This is a genomic window from Pseudomonas sp. LAMO17WK12:I5 (assembly GCF_900215165.1).
In the GTDB taxonomy this organism is placed as follows: Bacteria; Pseudomonadota; Gammaproteobacteria; order Pseudomonadales; family Pseudomonadaceae; genus Aquipseudomonas; species Aquipseudomonas putida_A.
On record NZ_OBDS01000003.1, the window covers coordinates 424774 to 448156 of the forward strand.

Here is a 23383-nt window from a genome sequence, read left to right on the forward strand (position 1 = left end):
CTGTTCTAAGCTGGTTGGATGACTATTTTTGACAAGGCGAGGTGCACATGACGACCGAGCAAAAGCGTCCCGATGAAGACGAACAAGTAGACGATGAAGTAGACGAGCCCAGCGAAGAAGAAATCGAGCGTGAGAAACGCAAGGAACAGACGTGGAAGCACGACGATGGCAAGGAACTTACCGGGCCTGACGTGAAACTCTGACAACATGCAAGAAGCCCCGCAGCAGCGGGGCTTCTTTTTTTCAGAGGTCTTCCAGGTGCGGGAAGTCCGGATGTGACGCCCGATAGCCCAGAGTCTTGTCGATCCATGCATTGAGCTCGTTGACCATCACCGGCGGGTGACCGGGATAGCTTTCGAGCGTGGTGCGCAGGATGCGTTCGATGTCCGGCACTGAACGCAGGTTTCGGGTCTTGATGTAGTGGCCGATAAAACAGTCGAGTTGAAAGCGTTCTGTCATGGACAGATAGATACACTCCAGGCCGTTGGCCTGTTTGATTGCAAAATCGTCGCGCAACTTAGTTCTCTGCAAGGCTTGTTAAAGTTGTAGGGGATTCCTGGTTTTGCTGACTCTTTGGTCAACTGGTATGCCAAATGGAAATGCGGCGCGCATGCTATCCGTAGTGCATGTAAATGTATGTATGACGGTTGAAATGTCAGACAGGCGGTTAGTTCGCTCAAACGACTGTTTTTCTCGGGCTGTCTCAACAATGAAACACCAGCTGTAAAGATCTTGCGTCAACTACAAGGTAGACGCGTGAGAACGTGGATCTTTAAGCCACTTCTTCAATCAGCCCTGCACCCTGATTGCGTGAATTGCCGACTGCCTTGCCGACTTTGTGCCAGGCGAAGGCATCACTGGGTTCGCCTTCAAACAGGAGCATCTGTTCGGCGCGTTCAACAGGCGTGGCGCTGTCGAGCCACTCGGCAGCCATGTCAGCGCGAAAGACCACGGGTCTTCGATCATGAATATCGAGCAGGCCGCCGACGCTGTCGGCGGTGATGATCACAAAACCATCGTCGTCCCGGCCATCGCTGCCGGGTGTCGGAAATTGTCCGATGGCCGCACAGAAAACCGGCCCTTGATCGGCACGACGGATCAGCCACGGCTGTCGGGTTTTGTCCGGGCCGTCGACCCATTCGAACCAGTTGTCGACCGGCACGATCAACCGATGACGCCAGATCGCCCGGAAGAACGGCCCATGGGCGACTTTCTCCACGCGCGCGTTGATTGGCGCCGCGCGGTCCTTGGCCCAGTGCGGGCGCCAGCCCCAGCGCAGGTTGTCGGCATACAGGCGTTGATCATGTTGATGGAGCACCGCGAGTGACGTGGTCGGCGCCGCGTTGTATCGCTCCAGCGCAGCGTCGCCGACGTGATTGATCAGCGCATCGGGAATGCTCAGCACCGCGACAAAGTCGTGAATGCCGCGGTACTGCGAGAGTCTTCCGCACATGCGCCGAATCTCTGGATGGACGCTTTCAGCATAGTTGGCTCTGGCCAATCAATCCTGCGCCTCCTGGCCGGTGAACGTGTCGCGCCAGGCCAGCCAGCGGCGTTCCAGCGCCGCGAGCAAACCGTCGCTGAGTTTGCCGAGCAAGGCGAGCACGATGATCGCCGCCAGCACGATGTCCGGTCGCGAGGTTTCGCGGCCGTCGCTGAGCAGATAACCGAGGCCCTTGGTCGCGGCGATCAGCTCGGCGGCCACCAGAAACATCCACGCCAGACTCATGCCGCTGCGCAGTCCGGTGAACAGGCCGGGCAGAGCGGCGGGCAGCAGAATCCGCCGCACCAGTTGCCAGCGGCTGAAGCCATAGATACGTCCGACTTCGACCAGTTTGCGATCGATGTTGCGAATCGCCGCGACCACGTTGACGTACACCGGAAAGAACGCGCCGATGGCGATCAGCACGATCTTCGAGGTTTCATCGATGCCCAGCCACAGCAGCAACAGCGGCACCCAGGCCAGACTCGGAATCGAACGCAGCGCGGCGAACGTCGGTTCCAGATACGCCTCGGCCTCACGGCTCAGGCCGACCCAGGCGGCGAACACCAGCGCAAGGCTGGCGCCAATTGCAAAACCGAGCAACACCCGCAACAGGCTGGCGCTGATGTGTTTCCACAGGGCGCCTTCGGCGAGGTCGGTGAGGGTCAGGGCGATCTCGCTGGGCGCCGGCATTTGATAGGACGGAAGCCAGCCGAGACGCACGATGAACTCCAGGGCGACCACGATCAGCAGCGGCAGGGCCAGACCTTTCAGGCGCCGACGCCATGTCGGGGTGAGGGTGGAAGGGCGCGGCCTCGACAAGCTGCGAGGCGGCGCGGGCAGTTCGTTACTGCGAGTGGTCATACGTGGGCTCCGCTCACAGCGAATCCGCGTCGGGCGCGGATGGGCTGTGAGTCTGGTCGGTTACTGGCGGGCGACGGCTTGCTGCACACCATTGTCGAGCAACTGATCGATGACTTGATCGACATTCACCCCACGCCTCACCAGTTCTTCAGACACCAGAATCGGTGCCGCAGCCTTGGATGCCTGCACGTCGTTGGCGGTCAGTTGCGGGCTGCTCAGGTCGGTGCGCGACAACTGCAGTTTGGCCACGTCCAGCGGCAGACCGGATTCCTTGGCAAGCAGGGCGGCGAACTCGTCGGGATTTTTCAGCGCCCAGTCCCGCGCCTGCTCGTAGGCTTTGATCACGGTGTCGATGGTTTGCGGATGCTCCTTGGCGTACTGCTCGGTGACGCTGACTACGCCGTAGCTGTTGAATGCCGGATTGCGATACAGCAGACGCGAACCGGCCTGTACCTGACTGGCGGCCATGTGCGGATCGAGTCCGGCCCAGGCGTCGACATCGCCTTTTTCCAGCGCGGTGCGCCCGTCCGGATGTTGCAGGTGCACCAGTTCCACGTCGTCTTTCTTCAGCCCGGCCTGTTGCAGGCTGCGCAGGGTGAACAGGTACGGATCGGTGCCTTTGGTGGCAGCGATTTTCTTGCCCTTGAGGTCGGCGACGCTCTGGTAGGGCGAACCCTTGCGTACCACCAATGCGGTCCATTCGGCGCGGCTGTAGACGTAGACCGACTTGATCGGGCTACCGTTGGCCCGGCTCAGCACAGCGGCAAGGCTGGCGCTGGAGGCGAAATCGACGCCACCGCTGTTCAGGTATTCCAGTGAACGGTTACTGCCCTGGCTCAGCACCCAACTGATTTTGGACTGTGGCAGGGCCTTTTCGAGAAAACCGAAATGTTTGAGCACCAGACTCACGGGTGAGTAGTAAGCGTAATCCAGATGGACTTCCGCAGGCGGCGCTTCGGCGGCTTCGGCCAGCGGTTGCAGGCTCAATGCCATGGCGCTGGCGACCAGCAGCGTTTTGAGGCGGGTAAACTGTAAGAACGATGTCATGGGGCGCTCCGGCAAAGGCACTGGTTGTTATGTCCAAAAATATATTTTTATCGGCTGCGTCCTGCATGAATGGAATATTGCAGGCTCTGTGCCATGTGTGTTTCGACCCATGTTTACGGGGTTTTCGCCGGTTTTAGCGCCTTTCAACTGTTGCTTGGGAAACATTGTGGCAAGGCACTGTTGCGCAGCGGACAGTGAGCATTCCGGGCGCTGAGCTTATGCCTTAATCGAATTTAAAATCGGTTTATCAACAGCGTTATGGTCTATGCAAAATCCCGTCGCAGGACCTCCCATGAAGCTCTCTCGTTTGCTCCGCAGCACACTGATGACCGCGTTTTTCACCGCACCGCTTGCCCACGCCGCCGAGCCGTTGGTCCTGCACGTCGGTGACCAGAATTACTACAACATCCGCGCTTCGGTCGAAGCCTCCGGCGTGTTGAAAGACGCGCCTTACAGCGTCGACTGGAAGCACTTCCAGGCCGCCGCGCCACTGGCCGAGGCGTTGCAGACCGGCTCGCTGGATCTGGGCTTTCTTGGCGATTCGGGTTTTCTGTTTCTCGCCGCCAAACAGGCGCCGGTGAAACTGATCGGTGTGTCGCGGCAGAACCCGGACACTATCGCCTTGCTGGTGCCGAAAGATTCGCCGGTGAAAACCATCGCTGATCTGAAGGGCAAGAAAGTCGCCTACTGGCCCGGCGCCTGGAGCCAGCAGCTGACCTTGCGCGCCCTGGAGCAGGGCGGTCTGCCGGAAAACTACGTCGACTTCGTCAAATTGATGCCGATTGATGCGGCAGCGGCATTGCCACAGGGCAGCATCGACGCGTTCCCGGTGTGGGAACCGTATATCTCCCAGCAAATCGTGTTCTCCGGTGCGCGGCCGATTCTCACCGCGAAAAACCTGATGCCGGGACTCAGCGCGATTGCCGCGTCGGCGCCGTCGATCGACAGCAAGCGTGCCGCGATTGCCGATTTTCTCGGACGTTTGAAACAGGCGCGGGCCTGGGTCGACAGCCACACCGACGAATACGCGGACCTGTGGGCGAAGAAAGCCAATCTCGATCAGCAGGTCTCTCGACACTGGTTGCGTCAGGCGCACATGACTGTCGGGCCGGTGGATCAGCAGGCGGCGGTCGACCTGCAAGGCACCGCGGACTTCCTGTTCAAGGTCAAGGCACTGCCGGCGCCGCTGGCCACCGCCGGGGTCATCGATACCTCGTTTCAACAGGCTCTGGCTGACTGAGCGAGCGCCGGAACCAAAGCCTGTGTACCCTATCCAAATCTGGCTCGCGAAGCCGGGCGCAGGGATGGATCAGGGCGAGGGAGTTTTGCCAGTCGACAACAGGGCCGCAACGGCCAGGCGCAAGGCAAAACATGAAATACGCGTTCAATCTTCTATGTGCAGCGGCCATCGCGCTTGGGCTGGCCGGCTGCATTGCCGCGCCGATCGAGATGACCGCGCAAACCGAAACCCGGCTCAAGGCCCAGGCCCCGGTGCGTTTTCTGCTGACCTTCGATGATGGCCCCAGCGCCTCGAGTTTCTGGAACCCTTCGGCGACCGTGCTCGATAGCCTCAAGGTCAACCCGGTGCAACCGGACATCAAAGCGGTGTTCTTCGTCCAGACCCGCGCGCCTCGCGCCGGTAACAGTGACATTGGTCGCGGCATCATGCGGCGCGAGCACGCCGAAGGGCACATCCTCGGATTCCACACTGCCACCCATTGGCACACCAATCATCGCTCGCTCGATCCGCAAGAACTGGAGCAGTCGTTGCGCAACGGCACGGCGGATATCGCCGCGATCACCGGAGCAGCACCGATCCTGCTGCGCCCGCCATTCTGGAATTACGACAAGCGCACCTTCGCCGCGTATCAGCAGCATGGCTTGCACGTGTTGTTGACCGATTTGAGCGCCAATGACGGCAAGATCTGGGGCTTCAACGCCAGTCCCCGACGTCGGGCGAATATGCTGCGCCAGCTATCGGAAGTCCGCGAGCGCATTGCCCTCGGCGAATTTCCGACCGTAGACGGGGTGATTCCAGTGGTGGTGACCTTTCATGACCTCAACCGCTACACCGCGCGGCATACCCGCGAGTACCTGCAGATCCTGCTCGACAGCGCCGCCGCCACGGGCGTGAGACTGGCGGACAAACCGTTCTACGATGATCACGCGACGCTACAGAAAGCGGCGCTGGCGCGTACGGTTCAGCAGAGTTCGCAGCCGGTGCAGTTGCCGGGAATGTGGAACTGGATCTGGGATCATGACGCGCACTGAGGCTGGGCGAAAAATGTGATCGGGTTGGCACTTCTCTGGGCGGCGGGTTGCTGAGGGCTCATCTATGCTCAACGGGTCGACCGACTCATCGCCTGCGAGGCGTGCGCCCATGCTAGCCATTGCCGACATCTGCCGGATTGTCGAATCCGGCTTTCCGTCGCTTGAATGCGAATGCACACAAGTGGAGCAGGGGCTGCTGCGGATCAAGGTGTATGAGCCTGAGTCCGGGCGAGTCGAGTTGTTGCTCAATGGTGTGTCGCCGGAACATCTGGTGACGATCCGCGATCTGTCCAACTTCATTGGTGAGTTGCGCACGGAAATGAGCGCCGGGCGCCGGGCATTCGCCGGGTGATACCTTACAAGCGCCGTTGAAACGCCTGCACGATACGTAACGTCGCCTCGCTGGTGGGTAGATTCTGCACCGCGTCCAGCGGATGCCAGATACATTCGGTGATCTCGTTTTGCGGGCGCAACTGCTCAAGATCGAGCACCGACGCCTCGTAGACATGATGCTGGGTGCTGCCGCTGTGCAGTTCCATCAGATACAACATCTGCTCGGCATCCAGTGCTGTTTCTTCCTGCAGCTCGCGCGTCGCCGCCCCGGCTTTGGTTTCCCCAGGCTCGACCTTGCCGCCGGGCAATGTCCAGCGGCAGCGGGGTTTGCGCACCAGGAGAACGTGTCGATCCTGCTCGCAAATAACGGTGGCGCGTACTTTCATCTGTTACCTGTTTACTGCGTGTCACATAAATGAAATAAAACTGCAATATTCGAGCCGGGCCCGGATTCAAAGGTTCCCTTGGGGTTTTGAGTGTTTGGCGTGGCTGAAAGTGCCAGAGCCTTGGCGCCTCGCGATGGCGACATCCGGTCGGCACAACTGCGGCATCCGGGTGTAAGTTAAAAAGGCAGAGCTGACTCCACCGTCGGCAAAAAGGAGGTACCCATGAGCATTCCGGTCTTGAACAAAATGCACATGAACGGCTACGACGTACTCAGCGTGAACAACGGCCCGTGGCGGGTTTGTACTCAAGGCGATCGGCTTGCGTCGTTCGGTAGCAGAGAGGAGGCGCTGGCCTATGCCGCTGCGTTGCCGGGTTACAGAAAACGCTCGGTGCGAGCGCGAAGTCACGCTGCAAATTGAAGCAAATGTAACGAAAGAGCCCCGGTGATTGCCGGGGCTTTTGTTGGGGGCAGGGGGTGGTATCAGTGGACTTTGGTCCGGCTGATGGAGCGCGTTTTCACTTCCTTGGCATACAGCTGCAAGCGTTCTTCATCACTTTGCAGCACCTCGCAGGACCTGAGTACCGCCTGGGCATCCGCTTCATTGCCGCTCTTGCGCAGCTGTTCGGCGATGCGTTTGAGGTCGACCGCCGACCATCTCAGATCCGATGCAACGGCTTGCAGGTCGCGCTGAAGTTCGTGTTCGTATTCATTGAGCCGCATGATCACCTCCGGAACATTCTCGGTAGAACAGAGTAGTCGCATTTTTCTTCGATGATGCGCAGCTCGTCTGCCACCGGGCTGCATGCATGTAAATATTTGTCCAATCTCCCTTGTGGGCGACGTGCCGCGCTGGATGTACACCCGGTTACACGTTACATTCGCGTTTTTCAAGATCAGGGAAACACCATGCGGATATGGATCGGGAGTTTGGCGTTGGCATTGCTGGCGGGTTGCTCATTGCCAGCATCGCTGGTGCCGGGCGAGCCAAATCTCAGCAAAACCACCACCAAAGCGCCTAAAGACTATGCCGCGTGCTTGTTGCCGTTGTGGCAGCAGGACATTCCTAAGACCACGCAGACGTCCATTTCCAACGGCTACCGGATCAAGGCGCCGAGCCTCGTCACCGCCGACGAGATTCTCGACATCATCAAATACAAGGACGGCAGTCGCGTTTCCCTGTATCAGGGACCGCCATGGGCCAAGTCCGGGTCGTTGCGCAAATCGGTGCGTGACTGCCTGTAAAGCCCAGCCTTCGCTGCAAAAGCCAGCCCCACAAAAAGCAGAAACCGGATCAATGGTTTCTGCTTTTTTTTGCTTTGCGAAATGCGCTGTGACAGATCGGCACGAGGCGTATCCCCAGTGTGCGCTAGGCTTTTGAGTGCCGCCCGGTAACCGGAGGGGCATGCCTTTCAAGGAGCCACGGATCATGGATGATCTGGTCAAAGAAGTTATTCCGTTGTTGCAGTATCTGATTCCCGGATTTGTTTCTACCTGGATTTTCTACACGCTCACTTCATTCAAACGGCCTGATACGTTTGGGCAGATTGTGCAGGCGTTGATCTTTACGTTTGTGATTCATGGGGTGGTGTTGGGGATCGGCGCTATTGGTCTATGGGTAGGCTCGAAAGGCTTTTCTGTAGGAAAGTGGGATGGCAAATCCCAGGCCGTGTGGGCGTTCATGGTCTCAATGGCGCTCGGCTTGTTGTCGTGTGCTCTGGCGTCGAATGACAAATTGCACAAATGGTTACGAAGTAAAAATGTAACGAATAAAAACTCATATCCCAGCGAGTGGTACAGCACCTTTGCCCGCCACAATCGCCTGGTAACGCTGCATTTGACGGATGAAAGGCGATTGTTCGGCTGGCCCGTCGAGTGGCCTTCCGGCCCGCTGGAGGGGCAGTTCATCATGCTGAATCCAGGCTGGCTGGGGGAGGATGGCGTGGCGTTGCCTTTTGGCGCCGAACTATTGGTGATAGATTCCTCGAAAGTCCAGTGGGTCGAATTCAGTTCTGTCGAAGAGGTTTCATCATGAGCGCAAAAGAGCCTACTCCCATGCCGCCCAGCGTCAGGCGCCTGTTTTATGGCCCGGATGGCAAGCTGCTGGCCAAGCCCCTCGTCAAGGGGCCGAGTGCGCCGCCACCGCTAAAGCGCCAGTACCGGGATTGACTGAACGCCGCTCATCGAGCGGCGTTTCGTTATGTTTTGCATTTGTGGGGGCTGCGGTCAGAGCGTATCCACCAACCAATCCCTGAACGCTTTCAGTGACGGTAACGCCTCATTACGCGGCGGATACACCAGGTAGTAGCTGCGCCGGCTGGTGATCGGCTCCCCCAGTTGCTGCAGCTCGCCGTTAAGCAATTCATCCTCCACCAGAATCCGTGGCACCAGCCCCACGCCAATATTCGCCCGGACGGCCTGAATCAGGTGCGAAGTCATTTCAAAGCTCGGCCCGATGCGCATGCTGCGGTGTGGCAAACCATGATGCGTGAACCATTCCGCCCAGGCCTGGGCATTGCTGCTGACATTGAGCAGTAACTGCCCGGCGATGTGCTGTTCGGCTTCATCGCGCTCGGCCAACGACAACTGCGCACTGGCAATCACCACCAGCTCTTCAGTGTGCAGGGGTAGGGCGCTCAGCCCCGGCCAATCCCCCGCACCGACACAGATCGCCGCATCGATTTCGCTGGTGTCGAAGTCGATCGCTTCGATGCGCGAATGCAAGTGCACGGTCATGCCGGGATGTGCGGTGTAGAAGTCCTTGAGTCGCGGCAGCAGCCATTTCGAGCCGAAGGTCGGCAGCGTCGCCAGACGCAAACTATGAATGCCGGAACCGAACGCCATGGCCTGCAACGTCGCGCTGCGGATCTGCCCGAGGGCTTCGGCCAGTTCGCGCTGATACATGCGCCCGACATCGGTCAGCACCACTTGCCGGCCCTCGCGACTGAACAGGCGCATGCCGAGCATCTTTTCCAGAATCTGCACCTGACGGCTGACCGCGCTTTGCGTCAGCGACAGTTCGTGGGCAGCGCGGGTGTAGCTTTCATGGCGTGCGGCAGCCTCGAAAGCCAGCAGCAACGACATGGAAGGGGTGAGGGTTCGCGGATTCATTCGTTTTAGTCATGGATTACGGGTCGATTTTACGTTTGTCTCGATAGCACCAAGCAATGAACATAAGCACCATGAGATGGCGGGAGCGTGACGCAATCATTCATTGCGCACAACTGTTCACCGCCACACGGCCCGATTTTGACCGAGATTTCCCGACCGATGATTGCCCAGCTGTCGCCCGCCACTGCATTGACCGCCGATTACCAGAAGTTCCTCAAAGCCCTGAAAGCCAGTGGTTTTCGTGGCGAGATCAGCGCCGATTACGCCAGTCGCGTGGTGCTCGCCACCGACAACTCGATCTACCAGCGCCTGCCGCAAGCGGCAGTGTTTCCGAAGGATGCCGAGGACGTGGCGCGGGTCGCGCGGCTGATTGCCGAACCGGCCTATCAGCAAGTGGTGATCACTCCACGTGGCGGCGGCACCGGCACCAACGGCCAGTCGTTGACCGATGGCATCGTCGTCGACCTGTCGCGGCACATGAACCGCATTCTGGAAATCAACGTCGAAGAGCGCTGGGTGCGGGTACAGGCCGGGGTGGTCAAGGATCAGCTCAACGCCGCGCTGAAATCAGCCGGGCTGTTTTTCGCCCCGGAGCTGTCGACCTCCAACCGCGCCACCGTTGGCGGCATGATCAACACCGACGCCAGCGGACAGGGCAGTTGCACCTACGGCAAGACCCGCGACCATGTGCTGGAACTTGACATGGTCCTGCGCGGTGGCGAACGCCTGCACGGCGCAGCGCTGGCGGAAGAAGATCTGACAGCGCTGTGCGCCCGTGAAGATCGGGTGGGTGAAGTCTATCGCTGTGCGCGGCAGATCATTGATGAGCAGGGCGAGCTGATCAAACAGCGCTTCCCCGATCTCAACCGTTGCCTGACCGGCTACGACCTGGCGCACCTGCGCGAGGCGGACAATCGTTTCAATCTCAACAGCGTGCTGTGCGGCGCCGAAGGCTCGCTGGGCTTTGTGGTTGAGGCGAAGCTCAACGTACTGCCGATCCCCAAACACACGATGCTGGTGAACATTCGCTACGCCGGGTTCATGGATGCGTTGCGCGATGCCCGGGCGCTGATGGCGCTCAAGCCGCTGTCGATTGAAACCGTGGATTCCAAGGTGTTGCTGCTGGCGATGCAGGACATCGTCTGGCACGGCGTCGCCGAGTACTTCCCGGAAAGCGCCGAGCGCCCGACACTGGGGATCAACCTGGTGGAGTTCTGCGGTGACGATCCCGAGGATCTGCAGCGCCGGGTCGAAGCCTTCCTCGAACACTTGAGCAGCGACACCACCGTCGAACGCCTCGGCCATACCCTGGCGGTCGGCCAGGCGGCAGTGAACAAGGTTTATGGCATGCGCAAACGCGCAGTCGGCCTTCTCGGTAACGTTGCCGGCGAAGCGCGGCCGCAGCCGTTTGTCGAAGACACCGCAGTGCCGCCGCAGCACCTGGCCGAGTACATCGCCGAACTGCGCGAACTGCTCGACAGCCACGGTTTGCAGTACGGCATGTTCGGCCACGTCGATGCCGGTGTGTTGCACGTACGGCCGATTCTCGACATGAAGGATCCGCAGCAAGCGGCGCTGGTGCGTCCGGTGTCCGACGGTGTCGCCGCGCTCACCCAACGCTACGGCGGCCTGTTGTGGGGCGAACATGGTAAGGGTCTGCGCTCGGAATACGCGCCGGCGTTTTTCGGTGAGCTGTATCCGGCGTTGCAGGCACTGAAAGCTGCGTTTGACCCGTTCAATCAGTTCAACCCGGGCAAGATCGCCACCCCGGCCAATACCGGTGCGGCGTTGCTGAAAATCGACGAAGTGACCCTGCGCGGCGAACTCGATCGGCAGATCGATGAAAAAGTCTGGCAAAGCTACGGTGCGGCCATGCATTGCAACGGCAACGGCGCCTGCTACAACTTCGATCCCGACGACGCCATGTGCCCATCGTGGAAAGCCACCCGCGAGCGTGCGCAATCGCCCAAGGGTCGCGCATCGCTGATCCGCGAATGGCTGCGTTTGCAGGGCGAGGCAGGGGTGGATGTGCTGTCGGAGGCGATCCGTCGTCCGGCATTTTTCCGCAACCTGTGGACACGCTGGCGCAACAGCCGCGCGCAGGATGCAGACTTTTCCCATGAGGTGTATGACGCCATGGCCGGTTGCCTGGCGTGCAAATCCTGCGCGGGACAGTGCCCGGTCAAGGTCAACGTGCCGGAATTCCGTTCGCGTTTCCTTGAGCTGTATCACAGCCGTTATCTGCGCCCGGCGCGGGATTATCTGATTGCCTCGCTGGAGTACAGCATTCCGTACATGGCGCGGATTCCGGCGCTGTACAACGGTTTGATGGGCGCAACCTTTGTGCGCAAACAGTTGGAGCGTCTTGGCGGCATGGTCGATGTGCCGTTGCTCAGTCGCTTTGATTTCCACGCTGCGCTGCGCCGTTGGAAGGTGCAGCCGGCGACGGTTTCCACGCTGTCGGCGCTGACCCCGGCCCAGCGCGAGCGCAGTGTGGTGCTGGTGCAGGATGCCTTCACCCGTTACTTCGAAGCGCCGCTGCTAGTGGATCTGCTGGAGTTGATTTCACGACTTGGCTATCAGGTGTATCTGGCACCCTTCAGTGCCAATGGCAAGCCGCTGCATGTGCAGGGTTTCCTGTCAGCGTTCAACCGCGCGGCGTTGCGCAATGCCCGGCAACTGCGCGAGCTGGCGGACGTTGGCGTACCGCTGCTGGGGCTGGATCCGGCGATGACGCTGGTCTATCGCCAGGAATACCTGAAAGTGCCCGGCATGGACCAATGCCCGGAAGTCGCGCTGGTACAGGAATGGCTGCTCGAGGTGATGCCGGAGCAGGCCGCTGCCGATGCGGCCCGGTCATTCCGTCTGCTGGCACACTGCACCGAGAAAACCAACGCGCCGGCCGCCACTCGCCAGTGGGAGCAAGTGTTCGAGCGAGCCGGATTGAAACTGGCGACGCAGGCCACCGGCTGCTGCGGCATGTCCGGCACCTACGGCCATGAAGCGCGCAACCGCGAAACCTCGGCGGTGATCTACGAGCAATCGTGGGCGCGGCAGGTCGAAGCCCCGGCGGATCAGGGCGAAGCACTGGCCACCGGCTATTCGTGCCGCAGTCAGGTCAAGCGCCAGTCGGATCGGGCGCTGCGCCATCCGTTGCAGGTGCTGCTTGAGGTGGTGCGTCGCTGAGCGGTTCGTCGTCCGGGGCATTGTCCCAGATCAGCCGTGGGTCGAAACTCATCGCCGAGAGCATGGTGAACACCACCACCATGCCGAAAAACAGGATGCCCGGGCGTGGTTCGATATCGCCCAGCGCCTGGAATTTCACCAGCGCCGCGACCAGGGCGACCACCAGCACGTCGAGCATCGACCAGTAGCCGATCAGCTCGACGAAACGGTACAGCTTCGAACGCTCACGGCGCGCCCAGTCGCTGCCCCGCTGCACGGTGATCAGCAGCAGCGACAGGGCGACGAATTTGATCCCCGGCACCGCGATGCTGGCGATGAAAATGATCAGTGCGATGTCCCACGCGCCGCCCTCCCAGAACTCCAGCACGCCGCTCATGATCGTGCTGTCGGCGCCGTTGCCGAGCATCACCGTGTTCATCACCGGCAGTAGATTGGCCGGCACGTAAAACGCCAACGCGGCGAACAGATAGGCCCAGGTGCGCGTCAGGGAGTTGGTCTTGCGCCGATGCAGCGGCGCATCGCAGCGCGGGCACTCGTGCGGCTCGTCGGTCATGTCACAGGCCAGACCACAGCTGTGGCACAGGCACAGATTCAGTTCGCTGGCGGTCGCGGGTCGCTTCATAGAATGTCCCACAGATCACGAATGTCGCGGCCGGCAATCCGGATCATCATCAGGCTCAGCACCGCCAAAGCGAACAGGCCGATACCCGGCAGCACATCGAGCAGCCCGGCCAGTTTGAATACCGCGACCATCGCCCCCAGCAGACACACTTCGAGCATGCTCCACGGACGCAGGGTTTCCAGCCAGCGCATGCACAGCTTGAAGCCCGGCGCCCGGCGCGATGACAAGGCGAAACTCAGCACCCAGATCAGCAGCACCAGTTGAAACGCCGGGGCGATGATGATCGAAATCGCCGCGACCATCGCCATGAAGGTGATCGGCCCCTGACTTAGCGCCAGCACTGAATCCCACAGCGTCGCGCTGTTTTTCAGGCCCTTCATGCTGATGCTCATCACCGGGTAGAAATTGGCGAACAGCCACAGCATCGCCGCAGTGAAACTCAGGGCCAGCCGCTGCTCGACGGTCAAGCCGTTGTAGCGCTGCAGCACGCCGCCGCACCGCACGCAGAGGGTTTTCTGGTGTTTGCCGAGCACGACCTTTTCGTACACGCAGTCGCAATGCTCGCAGATGATCAGGTGTTCGGTTGAGGTCATGGGCAACGCTCGACAGCAGGCGCAAAGCGCAGGGGGCGCCTGATCACTATAGAAGCCTGACGTGATTGGGCAAATGTCGTTTGGGTTGGGAATCGACATTTTAATGTTATAGAGTAACGCGAATTTTTGGCGGGGCGTGCGGTTGCGATCCCCTGATTCATTTGCTCGTTGGCGAAATCTCCATGACGATTGTGTGTACCCGTTCCAACCCGCTGCCGACCGGCCGCTTGCTGTCCATTGATGCGTTACGCGGTCTGGTCATCCTGTTCATGCTGCTGGATCACGTGCGTGAAACGTTTCTGTTGCACCGTCAGGTGTCCGACCCGATGGACATCGCTAACACCGAGCCGGCGTTGTTTTTCAGTCGCACGTTGGCGCATCTGTGCGCACCGGTGTTCGTGTTGCTGACTGGATTGTCTGCGTGGCTGTTCGGCGAGAAGTACGCGGGCAAGGCCGATGTCAGTGCCTTCCTGTTCAAGCGTGGGCTGTTTCTGGTGGTGCTGGAATTCACCTTGGTGAATTTTGCATGGACGTTTCAGTTGCCGCCGAGCGTGATCTATCTGCAGGTGATCTGGGCGATTGGCCTGAGCATGATCGGGTTGTCGCTGCTGGTCTGGTTGCCACGCTGGTTGTTGCTGACGTTGAGTCTGGCGATCATTGCCGGGCATAACCTGCTGGACGGGCTGCATTTCGCGCCGGAGTCGGCACTGCATGTGCCATGGGCGATCCTGCATGATCGGGGCTGGATCGAGGTCGGTGACAGTCTGCGCTTGCGCACTTCTTATCCGCTGTTGCCGTGGATCGGCGTGATCGGTCTGGGTTATGCGCTGGGCCCATGGTTTGCCCGTGCGGCCGACGCCGGAGTTCGTCAGCAGTGCCTGTTGCTGGCTGGTATTGCCGGACTGCTGGGTTTCGTCGGACTGCGGCTGCTCAACGGATACGGCGAAAAGCCTTGGGCGGTTGAAGACACGACCGTGCAAACGCTGATGGCGTTTTTCAACATCACCAAGTACCCGCCATCGCTGCTGTTCATCACCCTGACGGTGAGCATCGGATTGCTGTTGTTGCTGGTGTTCGAACGGCTGCAGACCCGGCGCTGGATTCGCTGGCTGACGGTCTTCGGTTCGGCGCCGATGTTCTTTTATCTGTTGCACCTGTACGTGCTGAAGGTGCTGTATGTGATTGCCGTGGCGCTGTTCGGACTGAATCAGGGCAGCTATTTCGGCTTCGATTCAGTAGCGGCAATCTGGCTGGTGTCGATGCTGTTGGCGCTGGCACTGTATCCGGCGGTACGCTGGTTTTCCGCACTGAAATCGCGGCGCCGTGACATCGCCTGGCTGAAATATCTGTAAGCCCTAGTGACCACTGCGCTCGCGCGCAAAGTCGATAAAAGCCTTGAGCGGCGCCGGTACGTGGCGCCGGCTCGGGTAGTACAGATGCAGGCCCGGATAGTAAGGGCACCAGTCGGCCAACAGCTGAATCAGACGCCCCGATGCCAAGTGTTCGCTGACCATGTCATCGAACACATACGCCAATCCCAGGCCTTGCAGTGCAGGGCCGACCATCAAGCTGACGTCGCCCAGGGTCAGCGGGCCGTTGACCTCGATTTCCTGGGCAATGCCATCGCGTTCGAATTCCCAGCGATACAGGGCGCCACTGGGGTAGCGGTGGCGCAGGCACGGCAAGTCGTGCAGATCTTCGGGTTTTTGCGGCGCAGGATAGCGTTCGAGGAATGCCGGCGAAGCGACCACCACCGAACGCATCGCCGGGCCAATCGGCAGCGAGACCATGTCGGCCTGCAGTCGATCGCCAAAGCGCACGCCCGCATCAAATCCGCCAGCGACGATATCCAGCAACGCTTCGCTTTCGACCACCTCCATGCGAATGTCCGGATACGTCTGCAAGAACTCGCTGGCAATCGGCAGCAATACCAGTTCGCACGCCTGGCGTCCGCAGGTGATACGCAGGTTGCCGGTGGGTTTGTCGCGAAAATGGTTGAGGTCTTCCAGTGCATCGTCAATGTCGCGGAACGCCGGTTTCAGGCGCGCGTAAAAGCGCTCACCGGCCTCGGTCAACGCCACGCTGCGGGTGGTGCGATTGAACAGCCGTACACCGAGGCGATTCTCCAGTGCCTTTACCGAATGGCTCAGGGCAGACGGGGTGAGCCCGAGTTCGACGGCGGCCTTGCTGAAATTCAAGTGCTGCGCTGTACAGAGGAATACTGAAAGGTCTGCCGCTGAGGGTGATTTCATCTGTGAATGCCTTTCACAAAGTCATGCAAAATTGCTGGGATTATCGCATCAATCTAACGGCCTTAAAGTCGCAGCCTGGCAATTTCTTTAAAGGATGAATGCATGACAACGGTCGCTCATCAACCAGGCGCGCATAACAAGCTGCTGATCCTCGCGGCCGTGTGCCTGTCGGCATTGGTACTGCCCTTGAGTTTTACCGGTGGCGCGGTGGCGACGCCCGCCATTGGCCGTGATCTGGGCGGCAGTCCCGTGGCCCTGACCTGGATCACCAATGCGTTCATGTTGTCATTCGGCAGTTTGCTGATGGCGGCGGGCGCGTTGGCCGACGTCTATGGGCGTAAACGCCTGTTCAGCTTCGGCATGTTGCTGTTCACCGCAGCATCGATTGCGCAGAGCCTGGCACCGTCGGTGGACTGGCTGGATGGGCTGCGTGCGGTGCAGGGCGTGGCCGGTGCCGCGGCGTTGGCCAGCGGTTCAGCGTCGCTGGCGCAAGAATTCGAAGGCCATGCGCGAACCCGTGCATACAGCGTACTCGGCACCACATTCGGCATCGGTCTGGCTTTCGGGCCGCTGCTGGCCGGCGCGTTGATCGAGGTGTTCAACTGGCGGGCGATTTTTGTTTTCACCGCGCTGATCGGCGTAATCGCCATGGTCTTCGGCCTGCCGCGCATGCGCGAAAGCCGCAACCCGGATGCCACGGGACTGGATTGGCCGGGCACGATCACCTTCAGCACGATGCTGGCGCTGTTCACCTTCGGCGTGATTCAGGCCCCGGAAAGCGGTTGGGGCAGCCCGCTGGTGGGCGGTCTGCTGGGCGCTTCGGCATTGTTGCTTGGGTTGTTCGTGATGATCGAAAGGCGCGTCAAACATCCGATGCTCGATCTGACCCTGTTGCGTTTTCCGCGCTTCATCGGCGTGCAGATGCTGCCGATCGGCACCTGTTTTTGCTACATCGTGCTGGTGGTGATGTTGCCATTGCGCTTTATCGGCGTGGAAGGCTTGAGCGAAATCGATGCCGGCCTGCTGTTGCTGGCGCTGTCGGCGCCCATGCTGGTGGTACCGATGCTGGCGGCGTCGCTGACCCGGTTTGTCTCGGCGGGGATTCTCTCGGGGATCGGTTTTCTGATCGCTGCGGTGGGCTTGCACGGGTTGAGCCTGTACAACGTCGGCGAGCCAAAATCCGCCTTGGTCATTGCGATGCTGTTGATCGGGATTGGCACCGGTTTGCCGTGGGGCTTGATGGATGGTCTGTCGGTCAGCGTCGTACCGAAAGAGCGCGCGGGGATGGCGGCGGGGATCTTCAATACCGTGCGCGTGGCGGGTGAGGGTATTGCGCTGGCGGTGGTGGGCGCCGTGCTGACTTCGCTGCTGCATACCGATCTGACGGGTACAGTGGCAGGCAGTGTCGATGCGGCGTTGATTGCCGAGACCGCGCACCGCGTCACCACGGGGGACATGGCGCATGCGCTCGACACCGTTCCGGGGCTGGCCAAAGAGCGTCTGGTGCAGGGTTATGCCACGGCGTTTCAGTACCTGCTGCACGTCCTTACGCTGATTACCCTGGCCTCGGCGGCGGTGGTGCTCGGGTTGTTGAGCAAGGGGCGGGCGGTTGCGCAGCCGCAAAAAACAGCGCCCGACTTGCTATAGCGGTGTGTGCGGAATTTTCGAGTGTGGGAGCGGGCTTGCTCGCGAAGGCGTCAGGTCAGTCACTATCAATGCTGAACATGCCGGCCCCTTCGTGAGCAAGCCCACTCCCACCAGTGCGTGTTGGAGTCCTGATTATTTGCGATCCAGCCACACCGTCTGCGCGTTGCAGAACTCGCGCACGCCGAAGTGCGAGAGCTCGCGACCGAAACCGCTTTTCTTCACGCCACCGAACGTCACGCGCGGGTCACTGGCCGAATAGCCGTTGATGAACACGCCACCGGTGTCCAGTTCGCTGGTCAGTTGCTGGGCCAGTGCGACTTTGGCGGTGTAGATCGTCGCGGTCAGGCCGAAGTCGCTGTCGTTGGCCAGGGCCACGGCGTGCGCGCAATCGCGGGCGGTGATGATCGATGCCACCGGGCCGAACAGTTCCTGTTTGAACGAGGTCATGCGGTCGGTGACATCGGCCAGCACGGTTGGCTCGTAGTAGTTGCCCGGGCCTTGGGCCTTGCCGCCGCCGAGCAGCAGGGTCGCGCCTTCTTCGAGGGTGTCGCGCACTTGCTGGTCGAGTTCATCACGCAGATCGAAACGCGCCATCGGCCCGATGTAGGTGTCGGCGGACAGCGGATCGCCGACTTTCAATTGACGCGTGGCCTCGACGAATTTGCGGGTGAACTCTTCGACCACGCCTTCTTCGATGATCAGGCGCTTGGCCGCGGCGCAGACCTGGCCGGAGTTCTGGTAGCGGCCAATCACGGCGGCCTGCACGGCTTCGTCCAGATCAGCGTCATTGAGCACGATGAACGGATCGGAACCGCCCAGTTCCAGCACGCATTTCTTCAGCGCGGCACCGGCCTGAGCACCGATGGCCATACCGGCGCGCACGCTGCCGGTCAGGGTTACGGCGGCGATGCGCGGGTCGGCGATGGCGCTGGAAACGCCTTCCGGGGTGACGTTGATCACTTCAAACACGCCATCGGCAAAACCGGCGCGTTTAAAGGCGTCGCGCAGCAGGTAGGCGCTGCCCATCACGTTTGGCGCATGTTTGAGCACGTAAGTGTTGCCGGCGATCAGTGCCGGAACGGCACCGCGCAGCACTTGCCAGATCGGGAAGTTCCACGGCATCACCGCGAGGATCGGGCCGAGCGGCCGGTACTCGATGCGGGCCTTGCCGCCTTCGACCTGAGTCGGTTCGGCGTCGAGCATCGCCGGGCCGTGTTCGGCATACCACTCGCAGAGCTTGGCGCATTTCTCGATTTCGCCACGGGCCTGGGCGATCGGCTTGCCCATTTCCAGGGTGATCATGGTCGCCATGGCTTCGGCGCTGTCGCGCAGAGCGCCGGCGAGGGCGGTCAGGGCGCGGGAGCGATCCTGCAGCGGCTTGCGTTTCCATTTCGAGAAACCGAACGCGGCGCGGGTCAACGCGGAGTCGAGGGCTTCGGCGGATTCAAAGGCGTAGTGACCGATCTGTTCGCCGGTGGCGGGGTTGATCGAGATGGCGTGGGTCTGGCTGGAAATCTGGCTCATGGCGGGCTCCTGTGAGTTCAGTGGATGGGCCTAGAGTAGGGTGGCGTTTGTTTTCTGGAAACTGAATAATAAAGATCGTTTCTTTCACGATTGGAGAATGACTGTGGATCTGGTGCAGCTGGAAATCTTCAAGGCCGTTGCCGAGCACGGCAGCATCAGCGCCGCCGCGGCGCAGATTCATCGCGTGCCATCGAACCTGACCACGCGGATCAAGCAGTTGGAGCAGGACTTGGGCGTTGACCTGTTTATCCGCGAGAAAAGTCGTCTGCGTTTGTCGCCCGCCGGCTGGAGTTTTCTCGAGTACGCCCGGCGCATTCTCGATCTGGTGCAGGAAGCGCGGGCCACGGTCGCCGGTGAAGAACCGCAGGGCGCATTTCCCCTCGGTTCGCTGGAAAGTACCGCCGCCGTGCGCATCCCCGAACTGCTCGCGGCGTACAACCAGTTGCATCCCAAGGTCGATCTGGATCTGTCGACCGGCCCGTCCGGGACAATGATCGACGGCGTACTCTCCGGACGATTGGCGGCGGCATTCGTCGATGGCCCGGTGCTGCACCCGGCGCTGGAAGGCGTGCCGGCGTTCGAGGAAGAAATGGTCATCATCGCGCCGCTCAATCACCCCCCGGTGCGGCGCGCGGCGGATGTGAACGGCGAGAACATCTACGCGTTCCGCTCCAACTGCTCCTATCGTCATCACTTCGAAAAATGGTTTAGCACCGACGCTGCCGTGCCGGGCAAGATTTTCGAGATGGAGTCCTACCACGGCATGCTCGCCTGCGTCAGTGCCGGCGCCGGGCTGGCGCTGATGCCGCGCAAAATGCTGCAGAGCATGCCTGGCAGCGCAACCGTGAGCGTGTGGCCGCTGGCGGCGGATTTTCGCTATCTGACCACCTGGCTGGTGTGGCGCCGGGGCACGGTGTCGCGCAGCTTGAGCATGTTCGTGCGTTTGCTGGAGGAGCGCGGTGTGGTGCGTGCGGAAGAGTAATTGACACGTTGTGTCATGGCTGTATCTTGATCGGCGTTTCGCAATATAAAAAACTACACAGCGTAGCCATGAGGAACAAGCAAATGAGTGCAGCCCTGAGCGGTAAAGAAGCAGTCGGTGAGCGGTTTGTGCTGGAGACGATGCGCCACGCGCAGAATCTGACCTGGAACGCCGTTGACGCCATCGCCCAGGTGATCAAGCCCGGCATGCGTGAGTCCGAAGCCCAGGAGCGGGGCAAGCAGATTCTCGCCGAACTGGGCATGGACCGCATCTGGCATCCACTGCTGATTCGCTTCGGCGCCAATACGCTGAAGGCGTTCAAGGAGCGTTCCGAAGGCGATCCGGTGCTCGGTGACAACGATATTTTCTTCATTGACATGGGCGTGGTCTGGCAGGGGCACGAAGGCGATGCCGGCGCAACCTTCACCACCGGCTCCGATCCGGAAATGATCGCCTGTGCAGCGGCGTCCAAAGAGCTGTTCAAGCGCGTCGAGGCGTTATGGCGCCAAGGCGTGAGCGGTGTCGAGTTGTACCGTTACGCCAGCGATCAGGCTGAAACCATGGGCTGGAAACTCAATCTCGACATCAAGGGCCACCGCGTCAGCGATTTCCCTCACGCGATCCATCGCGGCGGCAATCTCGGCGATTTCGACCAGACGCCAAATGCCGGGGTGTGGATTCTGGAAATCCAGATCGCCCACCCGCAGCGACCGTTCGGCGCGTTTTATGAAGATCTGTTGATCTGATTGTCACGGCGTACCGTTTCTGCCGTACAGGCGAAAGCCTTCGCGTTGGCTCAGACGCTGGTAATACGCGCTAACGGCGGGATAGTCCGGATGCGCGAGCGGCGTTTCGAACCAGCGGTTGACTGACAGCCCGATGGGGATATCGGCGAGGGAAAACTGCTCGCCACTGACGTACGCGCCAGTCTTCTGCAACTGTTGATCGAGGATGCCCATGGTCTGCGACCACTGCTCGATGCCCTTGGCCAGAGCGGCGCTGTCCTGATAATTCGCTGACTGGCGCACCAGCGACATGAACGCATACGACCACGACCGGTTCAACTCCGAGGCCTGCCAGTCGATCCACTGATCGACCCGCGCACGAACTCGCGGCTCGGCGGGGTAGAGGTCTGCGCCGCCATAGTTGCCCGCCAGATAACGAATGATCGTGTTCGATTCCCACAGGGTGAAATCGCCGTCCTGAATCACCGGCACCATGGCGCAGGGGTTGAGGGCGAGAAACTCCGGGGTGTCGGTGGGTTTGAAGCCCGAGCCCCAATCCTCACGCTCGAACGGGATCTGCAGTTCAGCGCAGGTCCACAGCACTTTGCGCACGTTGATCGATGACGCCTTGCCCAGAATTCGCAGCATGAGTTTTCCCTGTCTCGTGGGTGCCTGTCGGGGCATCAAGAAATACCACACCACAACGCAGAAGGCCCGCGCATGGCAGGCCTTCTTTTTACATCGAATCAATCTCAGTGACTGCCCACCAGTTTCCCGCCCATCATCCGCCGCCGATAGGCGCTGTCACGACTGGCCAGCCAGAAGTACAGCGGCGAGGTCACCAGCAGCCCCACCAGCCACGACAGGTCGGCGCCGTTGATGTGCGCCGACACCGGGCCGACGTACAGCGGGGTGTTCATGAACGGGATCTGCACCGCAATGCCGATCGCATAGGCCAGCAACGCCTGCGGGTTGTAACGTCCGTAGATGCCACCGTCGACCTGGAAGATCGACTGGATGTCGTACTGGCCCTTGTGAATGGCGTAGAAGTCGATCAGGTTGATCGCGGTCCACGGTACCAGCACCACCAGCAGCACCAGCACCATGTCGACGAAGTGGCCGATGAAGTCCTTCGACGCGCCGACGGCGGCGAAGCAGCAGGCCAGCAGCACGATGATCGAGATCACCGCACGGCTCTTGGCGGTCGGAATCCAGCGATAGGCAAAGGTCTGCACCAGAGTGATCAGCGACAGCACCGCGCCGTACAGGTTGAGGGCGTTGTGGCTGATCACGCTGAGCAGAAACAGCACCAGCATCAGCGGGCCGATCGAGCCGGTGGCGAGTTTGACCGCGTCCATGGTGTCCATGCCCACGGGTGTCGCGAGGACGGCGACGGCACCGAAGATGAACGCCAGACTCGAACCCAGCGCCGACCCCAGATACGTGGTCCAGAACGTCGACGAGACTTTGACGTCGGCCGGCAAATAACGCGAATAGTCGGACACGTACGGCGCAAACGCGATCTGCCACAGCGCGGCGAGCGACACGGTGGCGAGCCAGCCGGAAAGGTTGAAGCTGCCGCGGGTGAGGAAGTCATCGGTCTGGATATGGGTGAAGATGTAGCCGAAACCGACGACGATGCCGATCCCCAGCACCCAGGTGCCGATGCGGTTGAGCACGTGGATGAATCGGTAGCCGATGATGCCGATGATCCCCGACCCGAGAGCGCCAATGACGATGCCGACCGGGACCGGCACGCTGTCGACCACGCCGTGCAGCGACTTGCCGGCCAGCACGATGTTGGAGGCGAAAAAGCCGATGTACATGACCCCGGCAATCAGCACCACCAGCAGCGCGCCGAGCGAGCCGAACTGTGCGCGGCTCTGGATCATCTGTGGAATGCCCATCTGCGGGCCTTGCGCCGAGTGCAGCGCCATCAGCACGCCGCCGACCAGATGACCGACCAGAATCGCGACGATGCCCCAGACCAGATTCAAGTGGAACAACTGCACGCCCAGCGCGCCGGTGACGATCGGCAACGGCGCGATGTTGCCGCCGAACCACAGCGTGAACAGATCCCTGACCTTTCCGTGGCGATCTTCGGGGGGCACGTATCCTATCGTGTGTTTTTCAATGAGCGGCGCGGATGTTGTTGCAGAGGTGGACATGACGAACTCCAAGGCAAGGATGAGTACGTGGACGTACTTCGGTAAGCGCCGACACGGACGGCGCATTTCTTGTTGAAGCGATCATGTGCAAAGGCCCGGGATAGATAAATTAGTAAGTTTGTTGCTTCAGACCTTAAAAAATATATGCCGCGTGTAATGCGTAGCTCCGGTATGTTCAGGCTTCACTCTG

Annotated in this window: 25 protein-coding genes; 12 read left to right on the forward strand and 13 right to left on the reverse strand. The window is 60.6% G+C overall.

What is annotated here, in order from left to right; all coding sequences use genetic code 11:
* Positions 1–47 precede the first annotated feature (47 nt).
* Positions 48–203 (forward strand): hypothetical protein, encoded by a 156-nt coding sequence (locus tag CRO59_RS28730; protein WP_177408965.1) that lies wholly within the window; start codon positions 48–50, stop codon positions 201–203.
* Between the two features lie 40 nt (positions 204–243).
* On the opposite strand, the gene CRO59_RS07470 is transcribed toward CRO59_RS28730, so the two are convergent.
* From CRO59_RS07470 to CRO59_RS07485, 4 genes are all read right to left on the reverse strand, one after another.
* Positions 244–516, reverse strand: coding sequence for a hypothetical protein (locus CRO59_RS07470; RefSeq protein WP_097090314.1), 273 nt, complete (start codon positions 514–516; stop codon positions 244–246).
* A 256-nt stretch (positions 517–772) separates the two neighbouring features.
* Positions 773–1453 carry an SOS response-associated peptidase gene (locus CRO59_RS07475; RefSeq protein WP_097090315.1) on the reverse strand — a complete coding sequence of 227 codons (681 nt, stop codon included), beginning with the start codon at positions 1451–1453 and terminating at the stop codon, positions 773–775.
* A gap of 48 nt (positions 1454–1501) precedes the next feature.
* A complete protein-coding gene (locus CRO59_RS07480) occupies positions 1502–2347 on the reverse strand; it encodes an ABC transporter permease (protein WP_097090316.1) in 846 nt (281 codons plus the stop codon).
* 60 nt (positions 2348–2407) lie between these two features.
* The gene (locus tag CRO59_RS07485) at positions 2408–3394 is read right to left on the reverse strand and encodes an aliphatic sulfonate ABC transporter substrate-binding protein (RefSeq protein WP_097090317.1); all 987 of its coding nucleotides are present in this window, start codon (positions 3392–3394) and stop codon (positions 2408–2410) included.
* Positions 3395–3686: 292 nt separating this feature from the next.
* On the opposite strand from CRO59_RS07485, the gene CRO59_RS07490 reads away from it, so the two are divergent.
* The 3 genes from CRO59_RS07490 (at position 3687) to CRO59_RS07500 (ending at position 6017) form a co-directional block, all read left to right on the forward strand.
* On the forward strand, positions 3687–4634 hold the full coding sequence (locus tag CRO59_RS07490) for an ABC transporter substrate-binding protein (protein WP_097090318.1): 948 nt from the start codon (positions 3687–3689) through the stop codon (positions 4632–4634).
* Between the two features lie 131 nt (positions 4635–4765).
* On the forward strand, positions 4766–5665 hold the full coding sequence (locus CRO59_RS07495; RefSeq protein ID WP_027612984.1) for a polysaccharide deacetylase family protein: 900 nt from the start codon (positions 4766–4768) through the stop codon (positions 5663–5665).
* A gap of 109 nt (positions 5666–5774) precedes the next feature.
* Positions 5775–6017 carry a DUF1652 domain-containing protein gene (locus tag CRO59_RS07500; RefSeq protein ID WP_097090319.1) on the forward strand — a complete coding sequence of 81 codons (243 nt, stop codon included), beginning with the start codon at positions 5775–5777 and terminating at the stop codon, positions 6015–6017.
* A gap of 4 nt (positions 6018–6021) precedes the next feature.
* On the opposite strand, the gene CRO59_RS07505 is transcribed toward CRO59_RS07500, so the two are convergent.
* Positions 6022–6384, reverse strand: coding sequence for an NUDIX hydrolase (locus CRO59_RS07505; RefSeq protein WP_096796396.1), 363 nt, complete (start codon positions 6382–6384; stop codon positions 6022–6024).
* Between the two features lie 222 nt (positions 6385–6606).
* On the opposite strand from CRO59_RS07505, the gene CRO59_RS07510 reads away from it, so the two are divergent.
* The gene (locus tag CRO59_RS07510; RefSeq protein WP_097090320.1) at positions 6607–6804 is read left to right on the forward strand and encodes a DUF2188 domain-containing protein; all 198 of its coding nucleotides are present in this window, start codon (positions 6607–6609) and stop codon (positions 6802–6804) included.
* 62 nt (positions 6805–6866) lie between these two features.
* On the opposite strand, the gene CRO59_RS07515 is transcribed toward CRO59_RS07510, so the two are convergent.
* Entirely contained in the window at positions 6867–7106 is a 240-nt protein-coding gene (locus CRO59_RS07515; protein WP_095136471.1) for a hypothetical protein, read from the reverse strand.
* A 186-nt stretch (positions 7107–7292) separates the two neighbouring features.
* Here CRO59_RS07515 and CRO59_RS07520 point away from each other — a divergent pair, with 186 nt between their 5' ends.
* Complete coding sequence (locus CRO59_RS07520) at positions 7293–7628, forward strand: hypothetical protein (RefSeq protein ID WP_003225912.1); 336 nt, start codon at positions 7293–7295, stop codon at positions 7626–7628.
* A gap of 184 nt (positions 7629–7812) precedes the next feature.
* Positions 7813–8418, forward strand: coding sequence for a DUF6338 family protein (locus CRO59_RS07525; RefSeq protein ID WP_097090321.1), 606 nt, complete (start codon positions 7813–7815; stop codon positions 8416–8418).
* Positions 8419–8609: 191 nt separating this feature from the next.
* Here CRO59_RS07525 and CRO59_RS07530 read toward each other — a convergent pair whose 3' ends face one another.
* The gene (locus CRO59_RS07530; protein WP_097090322.1) at positions 8610–9494 is read right to left on the reverse strand and encodes a LysR substrate-binding domain-containing protein; all 885 of its coding nucleotides are present in this window, start codon (positions 9492–9494) and stop codon (positions 8610–8612) included.
* Between the two features lie 159 nt (positions 9495–9653).
* Between CRO59_RS07530 and CRO59_RS07535 the strand changes: the two genes are divergently transcribed.
* Positions 9654–12680 (forward strand): FAD-binding and (Fe-S)-binding domain-containing protein, encoded by a 3027-nt coding sequence (locus tag CRO59_RS07535; RefSeq protein ID WP_097090323.1) that lies wholly within the window; start codon positions 9654–9656, stop codon positions 12678–12680.
* Here the strand turns inward: CRO59_RS07535 and CRO59_RS07540 are convergent.
* Both CRO59_RS07540 and CRO59_RS07545 read right to left on the reverse strand, forming a co-directional pair.
* Complete coding sequence (locus CRO59_RS07540) at positions 12613–13302, reverse strand: paraquat-inducible protein A (protein WP_027612991.1); 690 nt, start codon at positions 13300–13302, stop codon at positions 12613–12615. The genes CRO59_RS07535 and CRO59_RS07540 overlap by 68 nt on opposite strands.
* Entirely contained in the window at positions 13299–13895 is a 597-nt protein-coding gene (locus CRO59_RS07545; RefSeq protein WP_003225887.1) for a paraquat-inducible protein A, read from the reverse strand. The genes CRO59_RS07540 and CRO59_RS07545 overlap by 4 nt, the downstream gene beginning before the upstream one ends.
* Positions 13896–14077: 182 nt before the next feature.
* On the opposite strand from CRO59_RS07545, the gene CRO59_RS07550 reads away from it, so the two are divergent.
* Positions 14078–15247, forward strand: a complete 1170-nt coding sequence (locus CRO59_RS07550) for a DUF1624 domain-containing protein (RefSeq protein ID WP_097090324.1) — start codon at positions 14078–14080, stop codon at positions 15245–15247.
* A 3-nt stretch (positions 15248–15250) separates the two neighbouring features.
* Here CRO59_RS07550 and CRO59_RS07555 read toward each other — a convergent pair whose 3' ends face one another.
* The gene (locus CRO59_RS07555; RefSeq protein ID WP_097090325.1) at positions 15251–16147 is read right to left on the reverse strand and encodes a LysR family transcriptional regulator; all 897 of its coding nucleotides are present in this window, start codon (positions 16145–16147) and stop codon (positions 15251–15253) included.
* A 102-nt stretch (positions 16148–16249) separates the two neighbouring features.
* Here CRO59_RS07555 and CRO59_RS07560 point away from each other — a divergent pair, with 102 nt between their 5' ends.
* Entirely contained in the window at positions 16250–17794 is a 1545-nt protein-coding gene (locus CRO59_RS07560) for an MFS transporter (RefSeq protein ID WP_097090326.1), read from the forward strand.
* A 132-nt stretch (positions 17795–17926) separates the two neighbouring features.
* Here the strand turns inward: CRO59_RS07560 and CRO59_RS07565 are convergent, their stop codons facing one another.
* Positions 17927–19318, reverse strand: a complete 1392-nt coding sequence (locus CRO59_RS07565; RefSeq protein WP_097090327.1) for an aldehyde dehydrogenase family protein — start codon at positions 19316–19318, stop codon at positions 17927–17929.
* Positions 19319–19421: 103 nt separating this feature from the next.
* Between CRO59_RS07565 and CRO59_RS07570 the strand changes: the two genes are divergently transcribed.
* Positions 19422–20300: a LysR family transcriptional regulator gene (locus CRO59_RS07570; RefSeq protein ID WP_097090372.1), complete on the forward strand. Its 879-nt coding sequence runs from the start codon at positions 19422–19424 to the stop codon at positions 20298–20300.
* An 83-nt stretch (positions 20301–20383) separates the two neighbouring features.
* A complete protein-coding gene (locus CRO59_RS07575; RefSeq protein WP_027612998.1) occupies positions 20384–21046 on the forward strand; it encodes a M24 family metallopeptidase in 663 nt (220 codons plus the stop codon).
* A 3-nt stretch (positions 21047–21049) separates the two neighbouring features.
* Here CRO59_RS07575 and CRO59_RS07580 read toward each other — a convergent pair whose 3' ends face one another.
* Both CRO59_RS07580 and CRO59_RS07585 read right to left on the reverse strand, forming a co-directional pair.
* Positions 21050–21673, reverse strand: a complete 624-nt coding sequence (locus tag CRO59_RS07580; protein WP_097090328.1) for a glutathione S-transferase family protein — start codon at positions 21671–21673, stop codon at positions 21050–21052.
* Between the two features lie 104 nt (positions 21674–21777).
* Positions 21778–23193, reverse strand: a complete 1416-nt coding sequence (locus CRO59_RS07585; RefSeq protein ID WP_096796404.1) for a cytosine permease — start codon at positions 23191–23193, stop codon at positions 21778–21780.
* Between the last annotated feature and the right edge of the window lie 190 nt (positions 23194–23383).